At 54.2% G+C, this 16,411-nt stretch carries 14 protein-coding genes; 6 read left to right on the top strand and 8 right to left on the bottom strand.

Annotated elements, in window-relative coordinates; all coding sequences use genetic code 11:
* Positions 1 to 6: 6 nt before the first annotated feature.
* The 6 genes from AC6I8R_RS14015 to yeiP form a co-directional block, all read right to left on the bottom strand.
* Entirely contained in the window at positions 7 to 1,815 is a 1,809-nt protein-coding gene (locus AC6I8R_RS14015) for an extracellular solute-binding protein (protein WP_415174196.1), read from the bottom strand.
* A 65-nt stretch (positions 1,816 to 1,880) separates the two neighbouring features.
* Complete coding sequence (gene pdeN, locus AC6I8R_RS14010) at positions 1,881 to 3,449, bottom strand: cyclic di-3',5'-guanosine monophosphate phosphodiesterase PdeN (protein ID WP_497832486.1); 1,569 nt, start codon at positions 3,447 to 3,449, stop codon at positions 1,881 to 1,883.
* Positions 3,450 to 3,748: 299 nt separating this feature from the next.
* Positions 3,749 to 4,324 (bottom strand): bifunctional murein DD-endopeptidase/murein LD-carboxypeptidase, encoded by a 576-nt coding sequence (gene mepS / locus AC6I8R_RS14005; RefSeq protein ID WP_013509814.1) that lies wholly within the window; start codon positions 4,322 to 4,324, stop codon positions 3,749 to 3,751.
* A 516-nt stretch (positions 4,325 to 4,840) separates the two neighbouring features.
* Positions 4,841 to 5,548 carry a phosphatase PAP2 family protein gene (locus tag AC6I8R_RS14000; RefSeq protein WP_208723954.1) on the bottom strand — a complete coding sequence of 236 codons (708 nt, stop codon included), beginning with the start codon at positions 5,546 to 5,548 and terminating at the stop codon, positions 4,841 to 4,843.
* 44 nt (positions 5,549 to 5,592) lie between these two features.
* A complete protein-coding gene (locus AC6I8R_RS13995) occupies positions 5,593 to 6,567 on the bottom strand; it encodes a CobW family GTP-binding protein (protein WP_415174198.1) in 975 nt (324 codons plus the stop codon).
* Between the two features lie 109 nt (positions 6,568 to 6,676).
* Positions 6,677 to 7,249 (bottom strand): elongation factor P-like protein YeiP, encoded by a 573-nt coding sequence (gene yeiP, locus AC6I8R_RS13990; protein ID WP_021185013.1) that lies wholly within the window; start codon positions 7,247 to 7,249, stop codon positions 6,677 to 6,679.
* A gap of 254 nt (positions 7,250 to 7,503) precedes the next feature.
* Here yeiP and AC6I8R_RS13985 point away from each other — a divergent pair, with 254 nt between their 5' ends.
* The 4 genes from AC6I8R_RS13985 to fruA all read left to right on the top strand — a co-directional run bounded on the left by AC6I8R_RS13985 (position 7,504) and on the right by fruA (position 11,810).
* Positions 7,504 to 7,758, top strand: a complete 255-nt coding sequence (locus AC6I8R_RS13985) for a YkgJ family cysteine cluster protein (protein ID WP_415174055.1) — start codon at positions 7,504 to 7,506, stop codon at positions 7,756 to 7,758.
* Positions 7,759 to 8,036: 278 nt separating this feature from the next.
* Positions 8,037 to 9,167 carry a fused PTS fructose transporter subunit IIA/HPr protein gene (gene fruB, locus AC6I8R_RS13980; protein WP_021185011.1) on the top strand — a complete coding sequence of 377 codons (1,131 nt, stop codon included), beginning with the start codon at positions 8,037 to 8,039 and terminating at the stop codon, positions 9,165 to 9,167.
* Positions 9,164 to 10,102, top strand: coding sequence for a 1-phosphofructokinase (gene fruK / locus AC6I8R_RS13975; RefSeq protein WP_021185010.1), 939 nt, complete (start codon positions 9,164 to 9,166; stop codon positions 10,100 to 10,102). Before fruB ends, fruK begins: the two co-directional genes overlap by 4 nt.
* A gap of 16 nt (positions 10,103 to 10,118) precedes the next feature.
* Positions 10,119 to 11,810 (top strand): PTS fructose transporter subunit IIBC, encoded by a 1,692-nt coding sequence (gene fruA, locus AC6I8R_RS13970; protein ID WP_415174045.1) that lies wholly within the window; start codon positions 10,119 to 10,121, stop codon positions 11,808 to 11,810.
* Between the two features lie 55 nt (positions 11,811 to 11,865).
* Here the strand turns inward: fruA and nfo are convergent, their stop codons facing one another.
* Together nfo and AC6I8R_RS13960 are read right to left on the bottom strand one after the other, a co-directional pair.
* The gene (nfo, locus tag AC6I8R_RS13965) at positions 11,866 to 12,711 is read right to left on the bottom strand and encodes a deoxyribonuclease IV (protein WP_021185008.1); all 846 of its coding nucleotides are present in this window, start codon (positions 12,709 to 12,711) and stop codon (positions 11,866 to 11,868) included.
* Positions 12,712 to 12,750: 39 nt separating this feature from the next.
* A complete protein-coding gene (locus tag AC6I8R_RS13960) occupies positions 12,751 to 13,812 on the bottom strand; it encodes a YeiH family putative sulfate export transporter (RefSeq protein WP_415174043.1) in 1,062 nt (353 codons plus the stop codon).
* A 109-nt stretch (positions 13,813 to 13,921) separates the two neighbouring features.
* On the opposite strand from AC6I8R_RS13960, the gene yieE reads away from it, so the two are divergent.
* Both yieE and AC6I8R_RS13950 read left to right on the top strand, forming a co-directional pair.
* Positions 13,922 to 14,788 carry a DNA-binding transcriptional regulator YeiE gene (gene yieE / locus AC6I8R_RS13955; RefSeq protein WP_021185006.1) on the top strand — a complete coding sequence of 289 codons (867 nt, stop codon included), beginning with the start codon at positions 13,922 to 13,924 and terminating at the stop codon, positions 14,786 to 14,788.
* Between the two features lie 123 nt (positions 14,789 to 14,911).
* Positions 14,912 to 16,378, top strand: coding sequence for an amino acid permease (locus AC6I8R_RS13950; protein WP_497832485.1), 1,467 nt, complete (start codon positions 14,912 to 14,914; stop codon positions 16,376 to 16,378).
* The last annotated feature ends 33 nt before the right edge of the window (positions 16,379 to 16,411 follow it).

Raw genomic sequence — 16,411 nt, 5'->3', positions numbered from 1 at the left:
CACTCCTCAGCGTCGATCGGCCGGCAAACGCGCGGCTTTGTTCACATCGTACCACCAGTTTTCCAGCCCGGTGGCGAAGGCGGGCTTGATTTCGGGGTGCGAGAATTTATTCCAGTATGCCAGCCGTTGTTCGGCGTTGTACCACATCGGGATCATATAGGCGCGCCACAGCAGGATGCGATCCAGCGCCTGACCGAGCGGCAGCAGCGCTTTCTCATTGCCCTGATCCGCGACTATCTGTTGCACGAAGTGATCAACAACCGGATCTTTCACCCGCGCGGTGTTCCAGGTTGATTCGATATATTCAGACTGCCAGATGGTTTGCAGATCGGTCGATGGCCACGGCATCGCGTAATAGGTCGATGGCGTCATATCGTAATCACCGTGGCGCAGGCGACGCAGATATTGCGAGCTGTCTACCTGACGCAGGGAGACCTGAATGCCCAGCCGCGCCAGACTGTGCTGGAACGGTAGGGTCCAGTCATTGTTTGAACCGCTGTTCAGCAGTAGCTCAAAGCGGAATGGCTGACCGGTTTTCGAATTGACCAACTGCTGGTTTTTAATCTCCCAACCGGCTTCTTTCAGCAGGTTCATGGCTTTCAGCAAATTGTCACGATCGAAACCGCTACCATCGGAGCGGGGGGGCGCATACTCATTGGTAAACACTTCCGGCGGCAGCTCGCTTTTGTAAGGTGCCAGCAAAATCAGTTGTGCGGCGTCGGGGTAACCTTTTGCCGCATACGCGGTGTTCTGGAAGTAGCTGCTGGAGCGTTTATACGCACCGTAGAACAACGCCTTATTCATCCATTCAAAATCAAAGGCAAGGCTTATCGCCTGACGTACCCGTAAATCCTGAAACAATGGCTTTTCATTATTGAATGCCAGCCAACTGGTATTGGTGGAGACATCATTCGGCGTGACCTGTTTGACGATGGCGTGGTTGTCAAAATTGCGGCCACGATATTGCGTTGCCCATTTCTTGGCGGAACCTTCAAGACGTAGGTCGAAGGCACCGGCTTTAAAGGCCTCAAACGCCACATTATCGTCGAGATAGTAGTCGTAACGGATAGTGTCGAAATTAAAACGACCGCGATTCACCGGAAGATTGGCGGCCCAGTAATTTTTCACCCGGCTGTACTGAATAAACTGCCCGGATTTATACGATGTGACGTGATAAGGGCCGCTGGCAAGGGGGGGATAACCAATGGGTTCGTTGAATTTTTTATCCTGCCAGAATTTTTGCGGCAACACCGGCAGCGTCAGCCAACTGAGGGCTAAGTCTTTATCCGGCTTGGGTAGATCAATCCGCACCGTAAGGCGGTTCAGCGCTTTGACTTCAACGCCGCGAAACGCCACGCGGAACTGTGGTACACCTTCGGTCATAAATTTCTGAAAGGTGAAGGCGACATCCTGCGCGGTAATCGGCGTGCCATCCTGGAATTGCGCGTGTGGGTTAATGGACACTTCCATCCAGTGGAAATCACTGGGATAGCGAGCGGATTCAGCAATCAGGGGATAGTAACTGGCTGGCTCATCATCGGAGGTGGTGAACAGACCGTCGTACAGCGTATCGGTCGCAGCGCCGGGATTGCCGCGCGAAGCGTAACGGTTGAAGTTGTCAAAGGTGCCGATCACCGCCAGCGTCAGCTTGCCACCTTTCGGCGCTGCCGGGTTGGCGTAATCATAATGGGTGAAGTTCACCTCATATTTTGGATCGCCCAGCTTGGCGAAGGCATAGCTTTCGTTGATGGTTTCCGCATGTACTGACGACATGACACAGCCAATCAATAACGCTGTGATTAAACGAAGCAGCATAAGAGGGACGCTCTCCTTTCGTTATCCGCACCTTATGGTAGCAGTTTCATGACGTTCGCGTGACGTTAACCCGCAGCAGCCAGTTGCTGCTGATAATAATTCACCAGATTCTCCGGTTTCAGCGGGCGGCTAAACAGATAACCCTGCAAATGCGTCACCCCCCGATTAACCAGCCAGGCTGCCTGGTCACCGGTTTCCACCCCTTCCGCCACGGTTTTCAGATTGAGTTTTCTTGCCAGCAGGAGCACTGCATCCAACACCGGTGACGTGACGGTTTCGGTACCGATGCTCTGTACAAAACCACGGTCAATCTTCAGATAGTCGAAGGGATATTTTTCGAGGTAAATCAGGGCGCTGTGTCCGGTGCCAAAATCATCAATCGCAATCTTGATGTCGTTATCATGCAGCCAGGCAAAGATTTCACCTGCGTTTTTCTCCTTCACCATAGTGCGTTCAGTAATCTCAAACACATAGTTGAAGTGGTTGGGCGGCATGTCGGCAATCCAGTCCTGCACATCACGTCGGAAACTGTCGGAAGCGAGGTGCAACGGTGACAGGTTGAGACCCATCCGGGTGCCACGCGGTAATTGATGACACATCTCATGAGCATCACGCGCGACCAATTTAAACAGATGGCGGGTGAGGGGGATAATCAGGTTTTGGGCTTCGGCGTAGCTGATAAATGCATCGGGCGGGATCATGCCTTCGCTGGGATGAGTCCAGCGTAGCAGGGCTTCCACACCATAGGGTTTGCCGTCTTGTGCGGTGACCAGCGGCTGATACTCAACGTGAAACTGACCTCGTTTGATGCCCTGCATAATCTCTTTGCTGGGGTGTTGATGAATCATCAACAGCAACCAGCAGGCACCGCCCACCAGCAGTGAAAATAACATGCCGCTGAGAACAATCAGGTGATAATCCGGTGCGGCGAGGGTGGAGCCAAACAGGACAAACTGCATGGTGCCCTGATTAAACGTAATACTTGCCAGAGACGGGGGTAAATCGCTTACGTGCACCACTTGGTTACTGCCGCTTAATATAGCCCGATCACCGACTATCAGCGCCATGCCGGTGATTTCTGGATGGTAAGAGGCCAGTAGCTGATAAGGCGTAAGGCTGAGGTTCATGGTAGTGAGAATGCCGGTTTCTTCGTTGCCGGGATTTTTCATCCACAATACCAGCGCCGGTTTTTTGGGTTGCAGCGGCGTGCCTTCCATTAAGCGCAGATCGCTGTCGCGCTCCAGTTCCGATTCCGGGGAGATATCCCCCACCGGCAACAGGAAGGCCCCGGTGGCGGATGAACAATAGGCGTTACCATGACGCACCAACAGGATGGCACGAATATTACCGGCGAAGGCGGCGCGTGAGGTAAGCTCGCGACCAACGCTGTTGCACTCCAGTTGGGTGTATTGCTGAAGTGGATAAAGGGTATTGACCAGAGTTGTCATCACCTGTTGTAAATCGTCCCGACTATGAGACAACAGCAACGTATGCTGCTGAACTCTTTTTTGCCAGGTCATCGTTAACAGGACAGTGACAAACAACAGAAAGAACACGGCGCCGACGATCACGCTGCTCCAGGCGATTCGGCGCGAATAGGTTGCATGACGTTTCAACGTCCCCGACAGTGGCATGGAGTGAATTCCCCTTGTCTTGCCATTTTATTATGTTAACCGCGCACTACTGCTATCTGGTGTCTTCCCGTCTTCCGTCTGGTTGCTGCCGCGTCTTTCGCCGCTGTGCAACCCGATTTGGTGAGGGTAAGTAAGTGAACGAGAATATAACGAGAGCGCGAGAAAAGTCTCGTTATATTTCTGATTCTCAATTACTTTTTATCGATTCTGAGGGAGAAAAAAAACGACAGGCGAAAAAAAACGCTGCCGGGGCAGCGTCTTCTGATTCTCTGGCTGAGAGGATCTTCAAAGGGGATTGATTAGCTGGGATTACGCCCTAAAACACGTCGTGCTTCACGGTAACGTGCCTTCCAGTAACTCTCGTTGAGACTGGAGATCATCACACCACTGCTGGTGGATGCGTGTACAAAATTGTCATTACCCAGATAGATGCCGACATGGCGACCGGTGGAACCGGCGCGGAACAGCACTAAATCACCAGGGCGCAGTTTTGTACGAGAAACCTGCTTACCGGTATCTTCCTGTTCATAAGTTGAACGTGGAAGATCTAACCCAAACTGCTCACGAAAGGTGCGCTGAACAAAAGCGGAACAATCGATGCCGCGCTTGGTATCACCGCCTAAGCGATAACGCACGCCTTTCCAGTCATCGTATTGGTCCATGATGCGGGATTTGATATCCACATTCCGCACCATCTGTTCGAATTCATCCTGAGACGCCTGAAGTAAAAAACCATTCTGGTTGTTAACTTCATGATTCTCGTTATTCGCGTTCTGCCCGTTATGGGTACTGCTACATGCTGATAAGAGCGTTGCTAATGCTACTGCCGGAATAATCCGTCTGAGGTATCTCAGTATTGGTTGAGACTTGACCATTATGGGTGTTTTCCTTCGAAATCCTTACGACAAAATGTCGCCAGCCAGATGACAAAACGAGTCGAGATTAATAAGAGCGACCAGCTAAGACAATTCCTTAATTACTAAAATGTGTTAATGCACACATTTTTGTTGCCTTCGGAACCACATTTTATGCTGTTCAGCTACTGATTGCGTTTGAGGTTAACCGATTACAGACCGCGTGGCGAGTGCTTTTATATAAATTTTTATAGGTTTTTTCGATGTGAAATCAATCTGTAACACAATGGCTACTTTATCGACAACTGGCAGCGATTAAACAGGGAAATAGCGGCAGGATCAGGGGCTAATTCTGGCGTTAAGGCCGATTTTAAGAGGGTTCTGACTGGACAGCTTAAGAAAAAGCCTGGTCAACAACAGATCACACCATAATCTTTTCTTTTTACTGATAACTACTTAGCGAGCTAATAATCTATTTGGGGTTTCATTAAGCGCGAGCGATCACTATTTTGTTGTTTGATCACTCGCGCTAAACAATTACGCTTGCGGCTTATATTTACCCGGCAAGCTTCGATACAACCAGTTAACTAATTTGTCACTGGCCGGCGTTAATAACCACCAGCTCAGGCCCACCAGTACGACGGACAGTGAACCGACAGCGATATCAGTGAACCAATGCGCACCGGCCATTACACGCGGCAAACCAAACACGAATACGATCACCAAACCCACCAGGAAAGCGCGGAAGCCGAAATAGCGCCACATAAAGCAGGCAAAGATAATCAGCATCATACCGTGGTCGCCAGGGAAGCTATCGCTGGATGCATCTTTAGCGGGAATGCCAGTCAGTTCGCTGACACGATGGACGTTTTCAAAGAACAACGTCGGGCTGACGTGTTGCACGGGCAGCAGGTGACCCAGTTGGTTCAGCACCACCGCAGTCAGTAGCATGGTGACGCCGATTGCCAACATCCGGCGACGGCCCTGCGGTGTTTCGCGACGCCAGAACCACAGATAGAGCAGCCCCATTGCCAGCAGTGACACCAGGTCAAAACCGCGAAAGTTGGTGATCGCCACCAAAATCGCAAAGCCGTGGTGTACCACCATCTGATCGTTGAAGCCAAAGAAGATGGCTTTATCAAGCCCAAACCAGAAGCCGTGGTCGGGCGGCAAATACCAGGAAAAGAAAATCACCACACCCAGCACATTCAACAGCAGGATGGTGAGAAGACGAGAAGCGCGCATAGTTCAACTCAAAAAAAGAAAAATAACGGGGAAACCTACCGCAGTTATTTTAAACGAATCTTCAACAAGCCGGACTGCAAAATGTTCCAGTCGACGGGCTGATGGTGGATTAATTCAATGCGACTATCAGGTGGTGTGGTGGGACGCGTTTCAATAAACAGGTCCTCACCCTGACGATTAATGGTGACCAATCCGTCAGGCGTACGCAGCACGCCTTTCACCCTGTCCACTGGCGCAAGCCGCGCCCATTCAAGGGCCGGGAGGGTATCGAACACCGTGTCAGCATCGAAAATCCAGCCGCAGGAAGCATAACCCTGACCATCATTTAGCGCGCGTCGCCAGCGCGCCTGACCATCAAGTTTCAGCGCCGCCAGCCCTTGCGGGTGAGATTCTGGGTGGTGATGTTGTGCCTGGGGAACCGCACGATCCGCCAAACCCTGTTGCCTGAGTAGCGCGGGATCGATCTGGCCCCAGGCCGCTTCTACCCACTGACGATCGCCAAGGTTTTGCTGTTTCCAGGCAGCAAGTCGTTGCCGATCCTCTGCATGCCAACGGTCACTTTTGGTTGCAACCACGATATCGGCGGCACTGAGTTGATCGCGGAAGTTTTCATTCTGCACAATGCGTTCGTCAGCCAGATGCCGCGGATCGAGCAGCGTCAGCGTAGCATCAACCTGTAACCAGGGTTGATAGACGGCAGCGCGTAGCATATCAAGTAATTGTCGCGGATGGCCCAACCCGGTAGGTTCAATCAGCAGGCGGTCAGGTTTGGTTTGCTTCAGCAGCATATTCAGGCCAACCTGCAATGGCAGGCCGTTGACGCAGCACATACAACCGCCAGGGATCTCCTTGAGCGTGGCTCCGCGATCGGCGAGCAGCGCGCCATCAATGCCAATTTCGCCAAACTCATTCACCAGCACTGCCCAATTTTCACCGGCCGGCTTATTGGCGAGTAGATGCAGCAGGGCGGTGGTTTTGCCGCTGCCGAGAAATCCGGTAATCAGATTTACATGCGTCACAATTCTGCCTCAATCATCGAGAACAACGTGCGCAGGAGATCACTCCCCGGCGCAGCCAACAGATTGTTATACTATAACATTTGTGACGCGCCGGACAGTCAGGGTGTGCTTAATCAGCACGTCCCATATAACGACGTTCAGCGATGTGAATGCGAATGCGTTCGCCATTACTGAGATATTCCGGAACCTGGATAACCAGACCGGTGCTCATTCCGGCGGGTTTGGTGCGCGCGCTGGCAGAGGCGCCTTTGATGCCCGGTGATGTGTCAACAATTTCCAGGTCAACGGTTTGTGGCAGTTCCAGTGCCAGCAACTGACCATCCATCGTCAGTACCTGCATGCCAGGCATACCGCCTTCAGGAATAAACAGCAGTTCTTCTTCAATCTGTTCTTTTTTGAAGGTGTATGGCGTGTAATCTTCATCATCCATAAACACGTATTCGTCACCATCTATATAAGAGAAGGAGACAAAGCGACGGGTCAGGGTGATCGCTTCCAGAATATCGTCGCCTTTGAAGCGTTCTTCCACTTTCATGCCGGTACGCACGTCGGTAAAACGCATCTTGTACAGGGTTGACGCGCCACGCGCGCTGGGGCTTTGAATATCGATGTCTTTCACCAGCAGCAGTTTGCCATTCCAGGTGACAGCCATCCCTTTTTTAACTTCGTTTGCCTTTGGCATCGTGTGTTACTCGCTAAGAGAGAATTGATCGCGCCACGTTACCCGCGCCGGTAAAAACAGGCAAGCGGACTGGCGCAAATTTTCCCATCTTGTAGGGAATTCGGGCATATTGTGTAGCGGCGCGATTTATCGCGCGGTTATTTATACCCAAAGGTCAAAAGAGCGCGATAAATCGCGCCGCTACGGGAAATGAAGTGGCGTTCCCACAGGTAGCCTGCTATTGTCGCCGCGAAATCCCGGTGCAGGTACCTGTAATGTTGTGTCGTGACCAGTGCGGTGCCTGTTGCACAGCTCCCTCCATCTCATCTCCGATTCCTGGCATGCCCAATGGCAAACCGGCCAATACCCCCTGCATTCAGCTTGATGCCCAGCAACGCTGTAAAATATTTGGTTCACCGTTACGCCCGGCGGTGTGCGCGGGCCTGCAACCCAGCGCCGAAATGTGTCGCACCAGTCGCGCTGAGGCCATGATTTATCTGCTGAAATTAGAAGCGGATACCGCGCCCTGAAGATTTGCTGATATTTTGCTGAAATGGTGGCTTTAACTGCCGCTGGCGTTACAGCAAAACCGTCAGCGTTGCATCTGGCGAAAATCCTAAATCACATCTGAAGTGTGCGTAGCGTCAAAAATCTGCTACGTCGATTACGCATTTTCTTGCCTGTCGGGCAGAGCTGTACCATATTCCCTGAAACGTTTCAGCGTTGTCGTCCCGGCTAAGCCGATGTCGTACAGCGTATTTTTTCGCCATCAAGCTGAAACGATTCAATTCAGCAAGCGAGGAGAGATATGTTCCAGCTCGAAGTTCAGGCCATTCATACCGGTGCCAGCGCACAGAACAAAGAAGAAGCCATTCGTCAGGTCGCGGCAGCGTTAACCGCTGCGGGCAATGTAGCGGAAGGCTACGTTAATGGCATGTTGGCGCGCGAACAGCAAACCACCACATTTCTCGGCAACGGCATTGCCATCCCACACGGTACGACCGACACCCGCGATTTGGTGCTGAAAACCGGCGTGCAGGTGTTCCAGTTCCCGCAGGGTGTGGCGTGGGGCGACGGCCAGACGGCGTATGTCGCCATCGGTATTGCCGCGAAATCCGACGAACATCTCGCCTTGCTGCGTCAGCTGACTCATGTACTCAGCGATGACAGCATTGCCGAGCAGCTGAAAACTGCATCGGCAGAAGATCTGCGTGCGCTGCTGATGGGTGAAAAGCAGGCGGCGGAATTCAAATTCGATACTTCCTTGATTGCAGTCGATGTTGCTGCCAGTGACCTGATGACGTTGCAGGCACTGAACGCCGGTCGTTTACAGGCGGCAGGTGCCGTGGATGCGGGTTTCGTTGCCAGCGTGGTATCAAATGCGCCGTTGAGTCTCGGCCAGGGCATCTGGTTGAGCGATAGCGCCATCGGCAACCTGAACAGCGCCGTGGCCGTCAGCCGTGCAGCAACACCGTTTGACCACGCCGGTGAAAACGTGGCGCTGTTGGTGACCGTGGCAGCCAGCGACGACCGTCCGCTGGAAGTGCTGGGCTACCTCAGCAGCTTACTGCATGCCAATAAAGCTGAACGTCTGCTGAAAGCCGATGCTGCCGGGATTCTGGCGTTGCTGACCAGCGAAGTGGACGAACAAGCCGATATGCTGACCGCTGAATACACCATCCGTAACGAACACGGTTTGCATGCCCGTCCGGGCACCGCGTTGGTCAGCGTGATCAAACAATTTAACAGCGACATCACCGTCACCAACCTTGACGGCAGCGGTAAACCCGCCAATGGTCGCAGCCTGATGAAAGTGGTTGCGCTGGGTGTGAAGAAAGGTCATCGCCTGCGCTTTACCGCCAGCGGTGAAGATGCACAGCAGGCACTGAATGCCATTGAAGAGGCCATTAATAGCGGCCTGGGCGAGGGGGTAGCATGAGTCGTCGCGTAGCCACCATCACACTTAACCCGGCTTATGATCTGGTCGGCTATACGCCGGAGATCGAGCGCGGGGAAGTTAACCTGGTCAAAACCACCGGCCTGCATGCCGCAGGTAAAGGCATCAATGTCGCGAAAGTGCTGAAAGACTTAGGCATCGATGTCACCGTGGGTGGTTTTCTTGGTAAAGAGAACCAGGACGGCTTTCAGCAGCTGTTCAGCGAGCTGGGTATCGCCAACCGTTTTCAGGTGGTGCAGGGCCGTACCCGTATCAACGTCAAGCTGACGGAAAAAGACGGTGAAGTGACCGATCTGAACTTTTCCGGTTTTGACGTCACCGCCCAGGACTGGGAGCGCTTCACCGCCGACTCTCTGACCTGGCTTGGTCAGTTCGACATGGTGTGCGTCAGCGGCAGCCTGCCAGCAGGTGTGGCGCCGGAAGCCTTTACCCAGTGGATGAGCGATCTGCGCACTCAATGTCCGTGCATCATTTTCGACAGCAGCCGTGAAGCGCTGGTGGCAGGTCTGAAAGCCGCGCCGTGGTTGGTAAAACCCAATCGCCGCGAACTGGAGATTTGGGCGGGGCGTAAGCTGCCGACGCTGAAAGATGTGATTGACGCCGCGCATGAGCTGCGCGAGCAGGGCATAGCCCATGTAGTGATTTCACTCGGAGCAGAAGGGGCGCTGTGGGTGAATGCTTCAGGCGAATGGATTGCCAAACCGCCTGCGTGTGAAGTGGTCAGCACCGTAGGTGCCGGGGATTCAATGGTTGGTGGACTGATTTATGGCCTGCTGATGCGCGAATCCAGTGAACACACCCTGCGTCTTGCAACGGCAGTGGCGGCTATGGCCGTCAGCCAGAGCAACGTTGGGGTTACCGATCGTACCCAGTTGGCCGCGATGATGGCGCGTGTTGACTTACAACCCGTTAACTAACAGCAGGAGAGGTATAATGAAAACGCTGCTGATTAAAGATTCTTCCCTGGGCCTCGCCTCAGGTCATTTAGCGATGGAAAGTTTGCGTGCGGTTGCGGCGCAGGCTGGTCTTACCCTTACAGAAAATGCTGCTGACGCCGACCTGGTCCTGGTGGCGGGTCACAACGCCCCGAGCGATGCACAGCTGGCAGGCAAATCACTGGCGCTGGTGGATGTTCAGCAGTTGCTGCGCGATCCGCTGGCGACAATCAGCCAGGCGAAAGCCAACGCCCAACCGGTGCAAAGTGCGGTTGCCGCCCCGGCTGCGGTACAGAGCAGCGGGCCGAAACGCATCGTTGCTGTCACCGCTTGCCCGACTGGCGTAGCGCATACCTTTATGGCTGCCGAAGCCATTGAAGCTGAAGCTAAAAAACGTGGCTGGTGGGTGAAAGTGGAAACCCGCGGTTCCGTGGGTGCGGGTAACGCTATCACCCCAGAAGAAGTGGCCGCTGCCGATCTGGTGGTGGTTGCGGCCGATATCGATGTGGATCTGGCGAAATTCGCCGGGAAGCCGATGTACCGTACCTCAACCAGCCTGGCGCTGAAGAAAACCGCGCAGGAACTGGATAAAGCCCAGACCGAAGCCAAAACTTACCAGCCAGGCGGTGCGCGTGCGTCTGGCGGCCAGGAAGATAAGCAGGAAAAAACCGGTGCCTATCGCCACCTGTTGACCGGCGTGTCGTACATGCTGCCGATGGTGGTGGCCGGTGGTCTGAGCATTGCGCTCTCCTTCGCCTTCGGTATCACCGCGTTTAAAGAGCCGGGCACCCTCGCCGCTGCGCTGATGCAGATTGGTGGCGGCAGCGCCTTTGCCCTGATGGTGCCGGTGCTGGCAGGCTTTATCGCCTTCTCCATTGCTGACCGTCCGGGTCTGACGCCAGGTTTGATTGGCGGGATGATCGCGACCAGCATTAACGCTGGTTTCCTCGGGGGTATCATCGCCGGTTTCATTGCCGGTTATGCCGCGAAGATGCTGAGCAGCAAAGTGAAATTGCCGCAAAGTATGGAAGCGCTAAAACCGATTCTGATTATTCCGCTGGTTGCCAGTCTGATCACCGGCCTGCTGATGATTTACGTGGTAGGCAAACCGGTAGCGGGCATCATGAGCGGCCTGACTCACTGGCTGGCGAACATGGGTACGGCGAACGCTGTCCTGCTGGGCGCTATCCTCGGTGGCATGATGTGTACCGATATGGGTGGTCCGGTGAACAAAGTGGCCTACGCATTTGGTGTGGGACTGCTGAGCTCGCAGACTTACGCACCGATGGCCGCGATTATGGCCGCCGGTATGGTGCCGCCGCTGGCGATGGGTCTGGCGACTATCGTTGCGCGTCGTAAATTCAACAAAGGTCAGCAGGAAGGTGGCAAAGCTGCGCTGGTACTGGGCCTGTGCTTTATCTCTGAAGGTGCGATTCCGTTCGCAGCGCGTGATCCGATGCGTGTCCTGCCATGCTGTATCGTTGGTGGGGCGGTGACCGGTGCGATTTCGATGGCAATTGGCGCGAAGCTGATGGCACCACACGGTGGTCTGTTCGTGCTGCTGATTCCAGGGGCGATTACGCCGGTACTGGGTTACCTGCTGTCCATCGTGATTGGTACAGCGGTGGCGGGCCTTGGCTACGCTATCCTGAAACGCCCGGAAGAAGAGCTGGCAACCAAAGCCGCCTGATTTAATGCCAACACCAGGAAAAGCAAAGGGGCGAACCGTAAGGTCGCCCCTTTTTTTATCCCTGCTGTTCCGACTTCAGCCAGGCAATTTCGTCTTTCCAGATGTCCGGGTTGATAGTCTCCAGAATCATCGGGATACCATCAAAGCGTGCATCTTTCATCAGCCAGCTAAACACGGTTTTGCCGATATTGCCTTCGCCAAGGCTGTGATGACGGTCAACCCGGCTGCCGAGGGTGCTCTTGGCATCATTCAAATGCATCCCGCGCAGATACTGAAAACCAACAATGCGTTCAAACTCAGCAAAGGTCGCGACACAGGCCTCTTCCGTACGCAGGTCATAACCCCCGGCAAAGGCATGGCAGGTATCAATGCACACGCCAACGCGTGATTTATCCTCGACGTGTTCAATGATGGTCGCGAGATGTTCAAAGCGGAAACCGAGGTTGCTGCCCTGACCGGCGGTGTTTTCGATCACGGCTGTAACGTTGTGCGTCTGCTCCAGCGCGATATTGATCGACTCCGCGATACGTTTCAGACAGGCCTCTTCTTCAATTTGTTGCAGATGGCTACCCGGATGGAAGTTCAACAACGTCAGGCCAAGTTGTTCAGCGCGTTGCATTTCATCAATAAAGGCATCACGGGACTTTTCCAGGGCGTCCATCACCGGGTGGCCAAGGTTAATCAGATAGCTGTCGTGCGGCAAAATCTGGCCTGGCGTGAATTTATACGTCTCGCAGGCGCTTTTGAACGCATCAATCACCTCGCCGGAGAGGGGGGCGGCGCGCCACTGGCGCTGATTTTTGGTGAACAGCGCGAAAGCTGTGGCTTCCAGTTCGTGGGCACGGATCACTGCCTGGTCTACGCCGCCTGATGCACTGACATGTGCGCCGATATATTTCATGCCGCTCTCCTGAATGGGCTGGGTTTTGCAAAACGCCCATCATAGCGGATGTACCTGGGCCATGAAATGTTGCACCAGCACATTCAGTGCGCCGCCACCGATAATCAGCCAGATAAACACCATCGATCCCAGCAACAGAGGTTTAACGCCAGCCTGCTTCAGCGCACTAAAGCGGGTGGTCAAGCCAAGCGCGGCCATCGCCATCGCCAGCATCAGGTTTGTCAGTTGGTTGATGCCACCCACAACGCTGGCAGGCAACAGATGCAATGAGTTAAACAACGCCACGCCAATAAACAGCAGGGCAAACCACGGGAAGGCCACCGGTTGAGAACGCGCACTGCTGTGGCTGCGCTGACGGCGTAACCAACTGCCCAGCACCAGCAGAAAAGGGGCCAGCATCATCACGCGCAGCATCTTGGCGATCACCGCGTTGTTTTCCGCATCCGCGCCGATAGCATGACCGGCAGCGACTACCTGAGCCACTTCATGCAGCGTCGAACCGGTGTAGATGCCAAAATGCGCTTCGCTGACCGGCGGTATCAGCGTCCAGATCACCGGATATAACAGGATGCCAAGGGTGCCAAACAGCACCACGGTGGCGACCGCGACGGCCACTTTTGACGGCTCGGCTTTGATGATTGGTTCGCTGGCGAGTACTGCCGCTGCCCCACAGATGCTGCTGCCCGCACCAATCAGCCACACGGTTTCGCGATCCATTTTCAGCAGGCGAATGCCGAGAAAACAGGTCAACATGAAAGTCGAGCTGAGTACCAGCACATCAATCAACACGCCACTCAGGCCAACATCACCAATTTGCTGTAGGGTAATGCGAAAGCCATACAGAATAATGCCGAGGCGCAACAGACGCTGTTTCGCCAGCAGCACGCCGCTATCACATTGGCTGGCCAGACGGGGATAGAGGCTGTTCCCGAGCAGGATGCCCAAAATAATCGCCAGCGTTAATGCACCAAACCCTGCGCCAGCCAGCCAGGGCTGCTGAGCCAGTAACGCGGCACAGCCCGCAATCGCGGCAGTCAGCAGCAAGCCGGGTAGCCAGTGATGAAAGGGAAACGGGGTTTTGCTTACGCTTATGTCAGCCATACACTTCTCCTTAGTAGGTCTTTAGCGTGCGCCTGGCTGGCTTAAAAGTGAAATTGATAATATATTTATAATTAACCATTATAAGTGGTAAGCAATGTGAGGAGGACGCGTGCACATTACGCTGCGTCAGATCGAGGTTTTTACTGAAGTACTGAAAAGTGGCTCAACGACGCAGGCGTCGCAGGTTTTGGCGCTGTCGCAGTCGGCGGTAAGCGCCGCGCTGGCGGATTTGGAAAGCCAGCTTGCCGTGCAACTGTTTGACCGGGTCGGCAAACGTCTGGTGTTAAACGAGCATGGCCGTTTGCTTTATCCGCGCGCCGTTGGGTTACTGGAGCAGGCTGGCGAAATCGAGCAGCTGTTTAAAGAGGACAACGGGGCGATCCGTCTGTTCGCCAGCAGCACCATCGGCAACTACCTGTTGCCGGGCATGATTGCGGCGTATCGGCGCGATTTTCCCACGTTGCCGCTGGAACTGAGCGTGGGTAACAGCCAGGATGCCATCAATGCGGTGGCCGATTTCCGTGTGGATATTGGTCTGATTGAAGGGCCATGCCATATGCCGGAATTGATTAGCGAACCCTGGCTGGAAGATGAGTTGGTGGTGTTTGCCGCGCCAGATGCTGCCATCCTGCAACAACCGATCACCCTGGCAAGTCTGGCGGCTGCCCCTTGGATCCTGCGTGAGCGCGGTTCCGGTACGCGTGAAATCGTCGATTATCTGCTGCTGTCGCATTTGCCGCAGTTCCAACTGGGTATGGAATTGGGTAATTCCGAGGCGATCAAACACGCGGTACGCCACGGGATGGGCATCAGTTGCCTGTCACGGCGGGTGATTGCTGATCTGCTGGAAGCCGGCACGTTGGTTGAGGTAGCGGTGCCGCTGCCGCGTCTGACACGCACCCTGTATCGCATCCATCATCGGCAGAAACATCTGTCAAAAGCACTCAACCGTTTCCTGACGTATTGCCGCGAGTAAACGCAACTGGCTAATAATTTTGTAACGATTATGAACGTAACTAATAACCCGACGTGAATGCTATACAGAGCAGGCTTAGCTGCTACAATCGCGCCTTATTTTTATTCAGCATAGCGTTTACACATGCATAATGACTCAAAAACAACACAACAACCTGGGCTGCGCCGTGAATTAAAAGCGCGCCATCTCACTATGATCGCCATTGGCGGATCGATCGGCACCGGTCTATTTGTCGCCTCGGGTGCCACCATTTCTCAGGCTGGTCCGGGCGGTGCGCTGCTCTCCTATGCGCTGATCGGGCTGATGGTTTACTTCCTGATGACCAGCCTCGGCGAACTGGCCGCCTTTATGCCAGTGTCCGGCTCCTTTGCCACCTACGGTGCCAAATACGTGGAAGAGGGCTTCGGCTTCGCGCTGGGCTGGAACTACTGGTACAACTGGGCAGTGACCATCGCGGTCGATCTCGTCGCTTCTCAGCTGGTAATGAACTACTGGTTCCCGGATACCCCTGGCTGGATCTGGAGCGCGCTGTTCCTCGGCCTGATGTTCCTGCTCAACTACATCTCGGTTAAAGGTTTTGGTGAAGCGGAATATTGGTTCTCGCTGATTAAAGTCACCACCGTGATTATCTTTATTGTGGTCGGCGTGTTGATGATCGTCGGCATTATGCGCGGCGCGGAAAATGCGGGCTGGCATAACTGGACGGTAGGGGATGCGCCGTTTGCCGGTGGTTTTGCCGCGATGATTGGCGTGGCAATGATTGTCGGTTTCTCCTTCCAGGGTACCGAGCTGATTGGTATCGCTGCGGGTGAGTCTGAAGATCCGGCGAAGAATATTCCGCGTGCGGTACGTCAGGTGTTCTGGCGTATCCTGCTGTTTTACGTGTTCGCCATTCTGATCATCAGCCTGATTCTGCCGTATACCGATCCTAAGCTGCTGCATAACGACATCACCGATATCAGCATCAGCCCGTTCACCCTGGTGTTCCAGAATGCCGGTTTGCTGTCTGCGGCGGCAGTGATGAATGCGGTGATCCTGACGGCGGTGTTGTCAGCGGGGAACTCTGGCATGTATGCCTCGACCCGTATGCTGTTCAATCTGGCGCGTGAAGGTAAAGCCCCGCGTATTTTTGGCAAACTGTCGAAAGGCGGTGTGCCGCGTAACGCGCTGTATGCCACCACCGTGGTTGCCGGGCTGTGCTTCCTGACCTCGAAATTTGGTAACCAGGAAGTTTATCTGTGGTTGCTGAACACCTCGGGTATGACCGGCTTTATCGCCTGGTTGGGCATTGCCATCAGCCACTATCGTTTCCGTCGCGGCTATGTGGCGCAGGGCAGGGATCTGGCGGATTTACCCTATCGCTCAGGCTTCTTCCCGCTTGGACCGATCTTCGCGTTTGTGCTGTGTCTGATTATTACACTGGGCCAGAACTATCAGGCGTTCCTGGCAGACCGTATTGACTGGTACGGCGTGGCGGCAACCTATATCGGTATTCCGCTGTTCCTGGTGATTTGGTTGGGTTACAAGCTGGTGCGTGGCACCCGTTTTGTGAAATACAGCGAAATGGATTTCCCGACGTTTAAAGAGTAATCGGCGCAAGCTGAGATAGACCGTAACTATTGA

The sequence above is a fragment of the Pantoea sp. X-Soil-OKNW-713 genome (genome assembly GCF_059730685.1).
The sequence above is the reverse complement of the archived record's forward strand: the minus strand, read 5'-3'. Positions and strand labels throughout refer to the sequence as shown.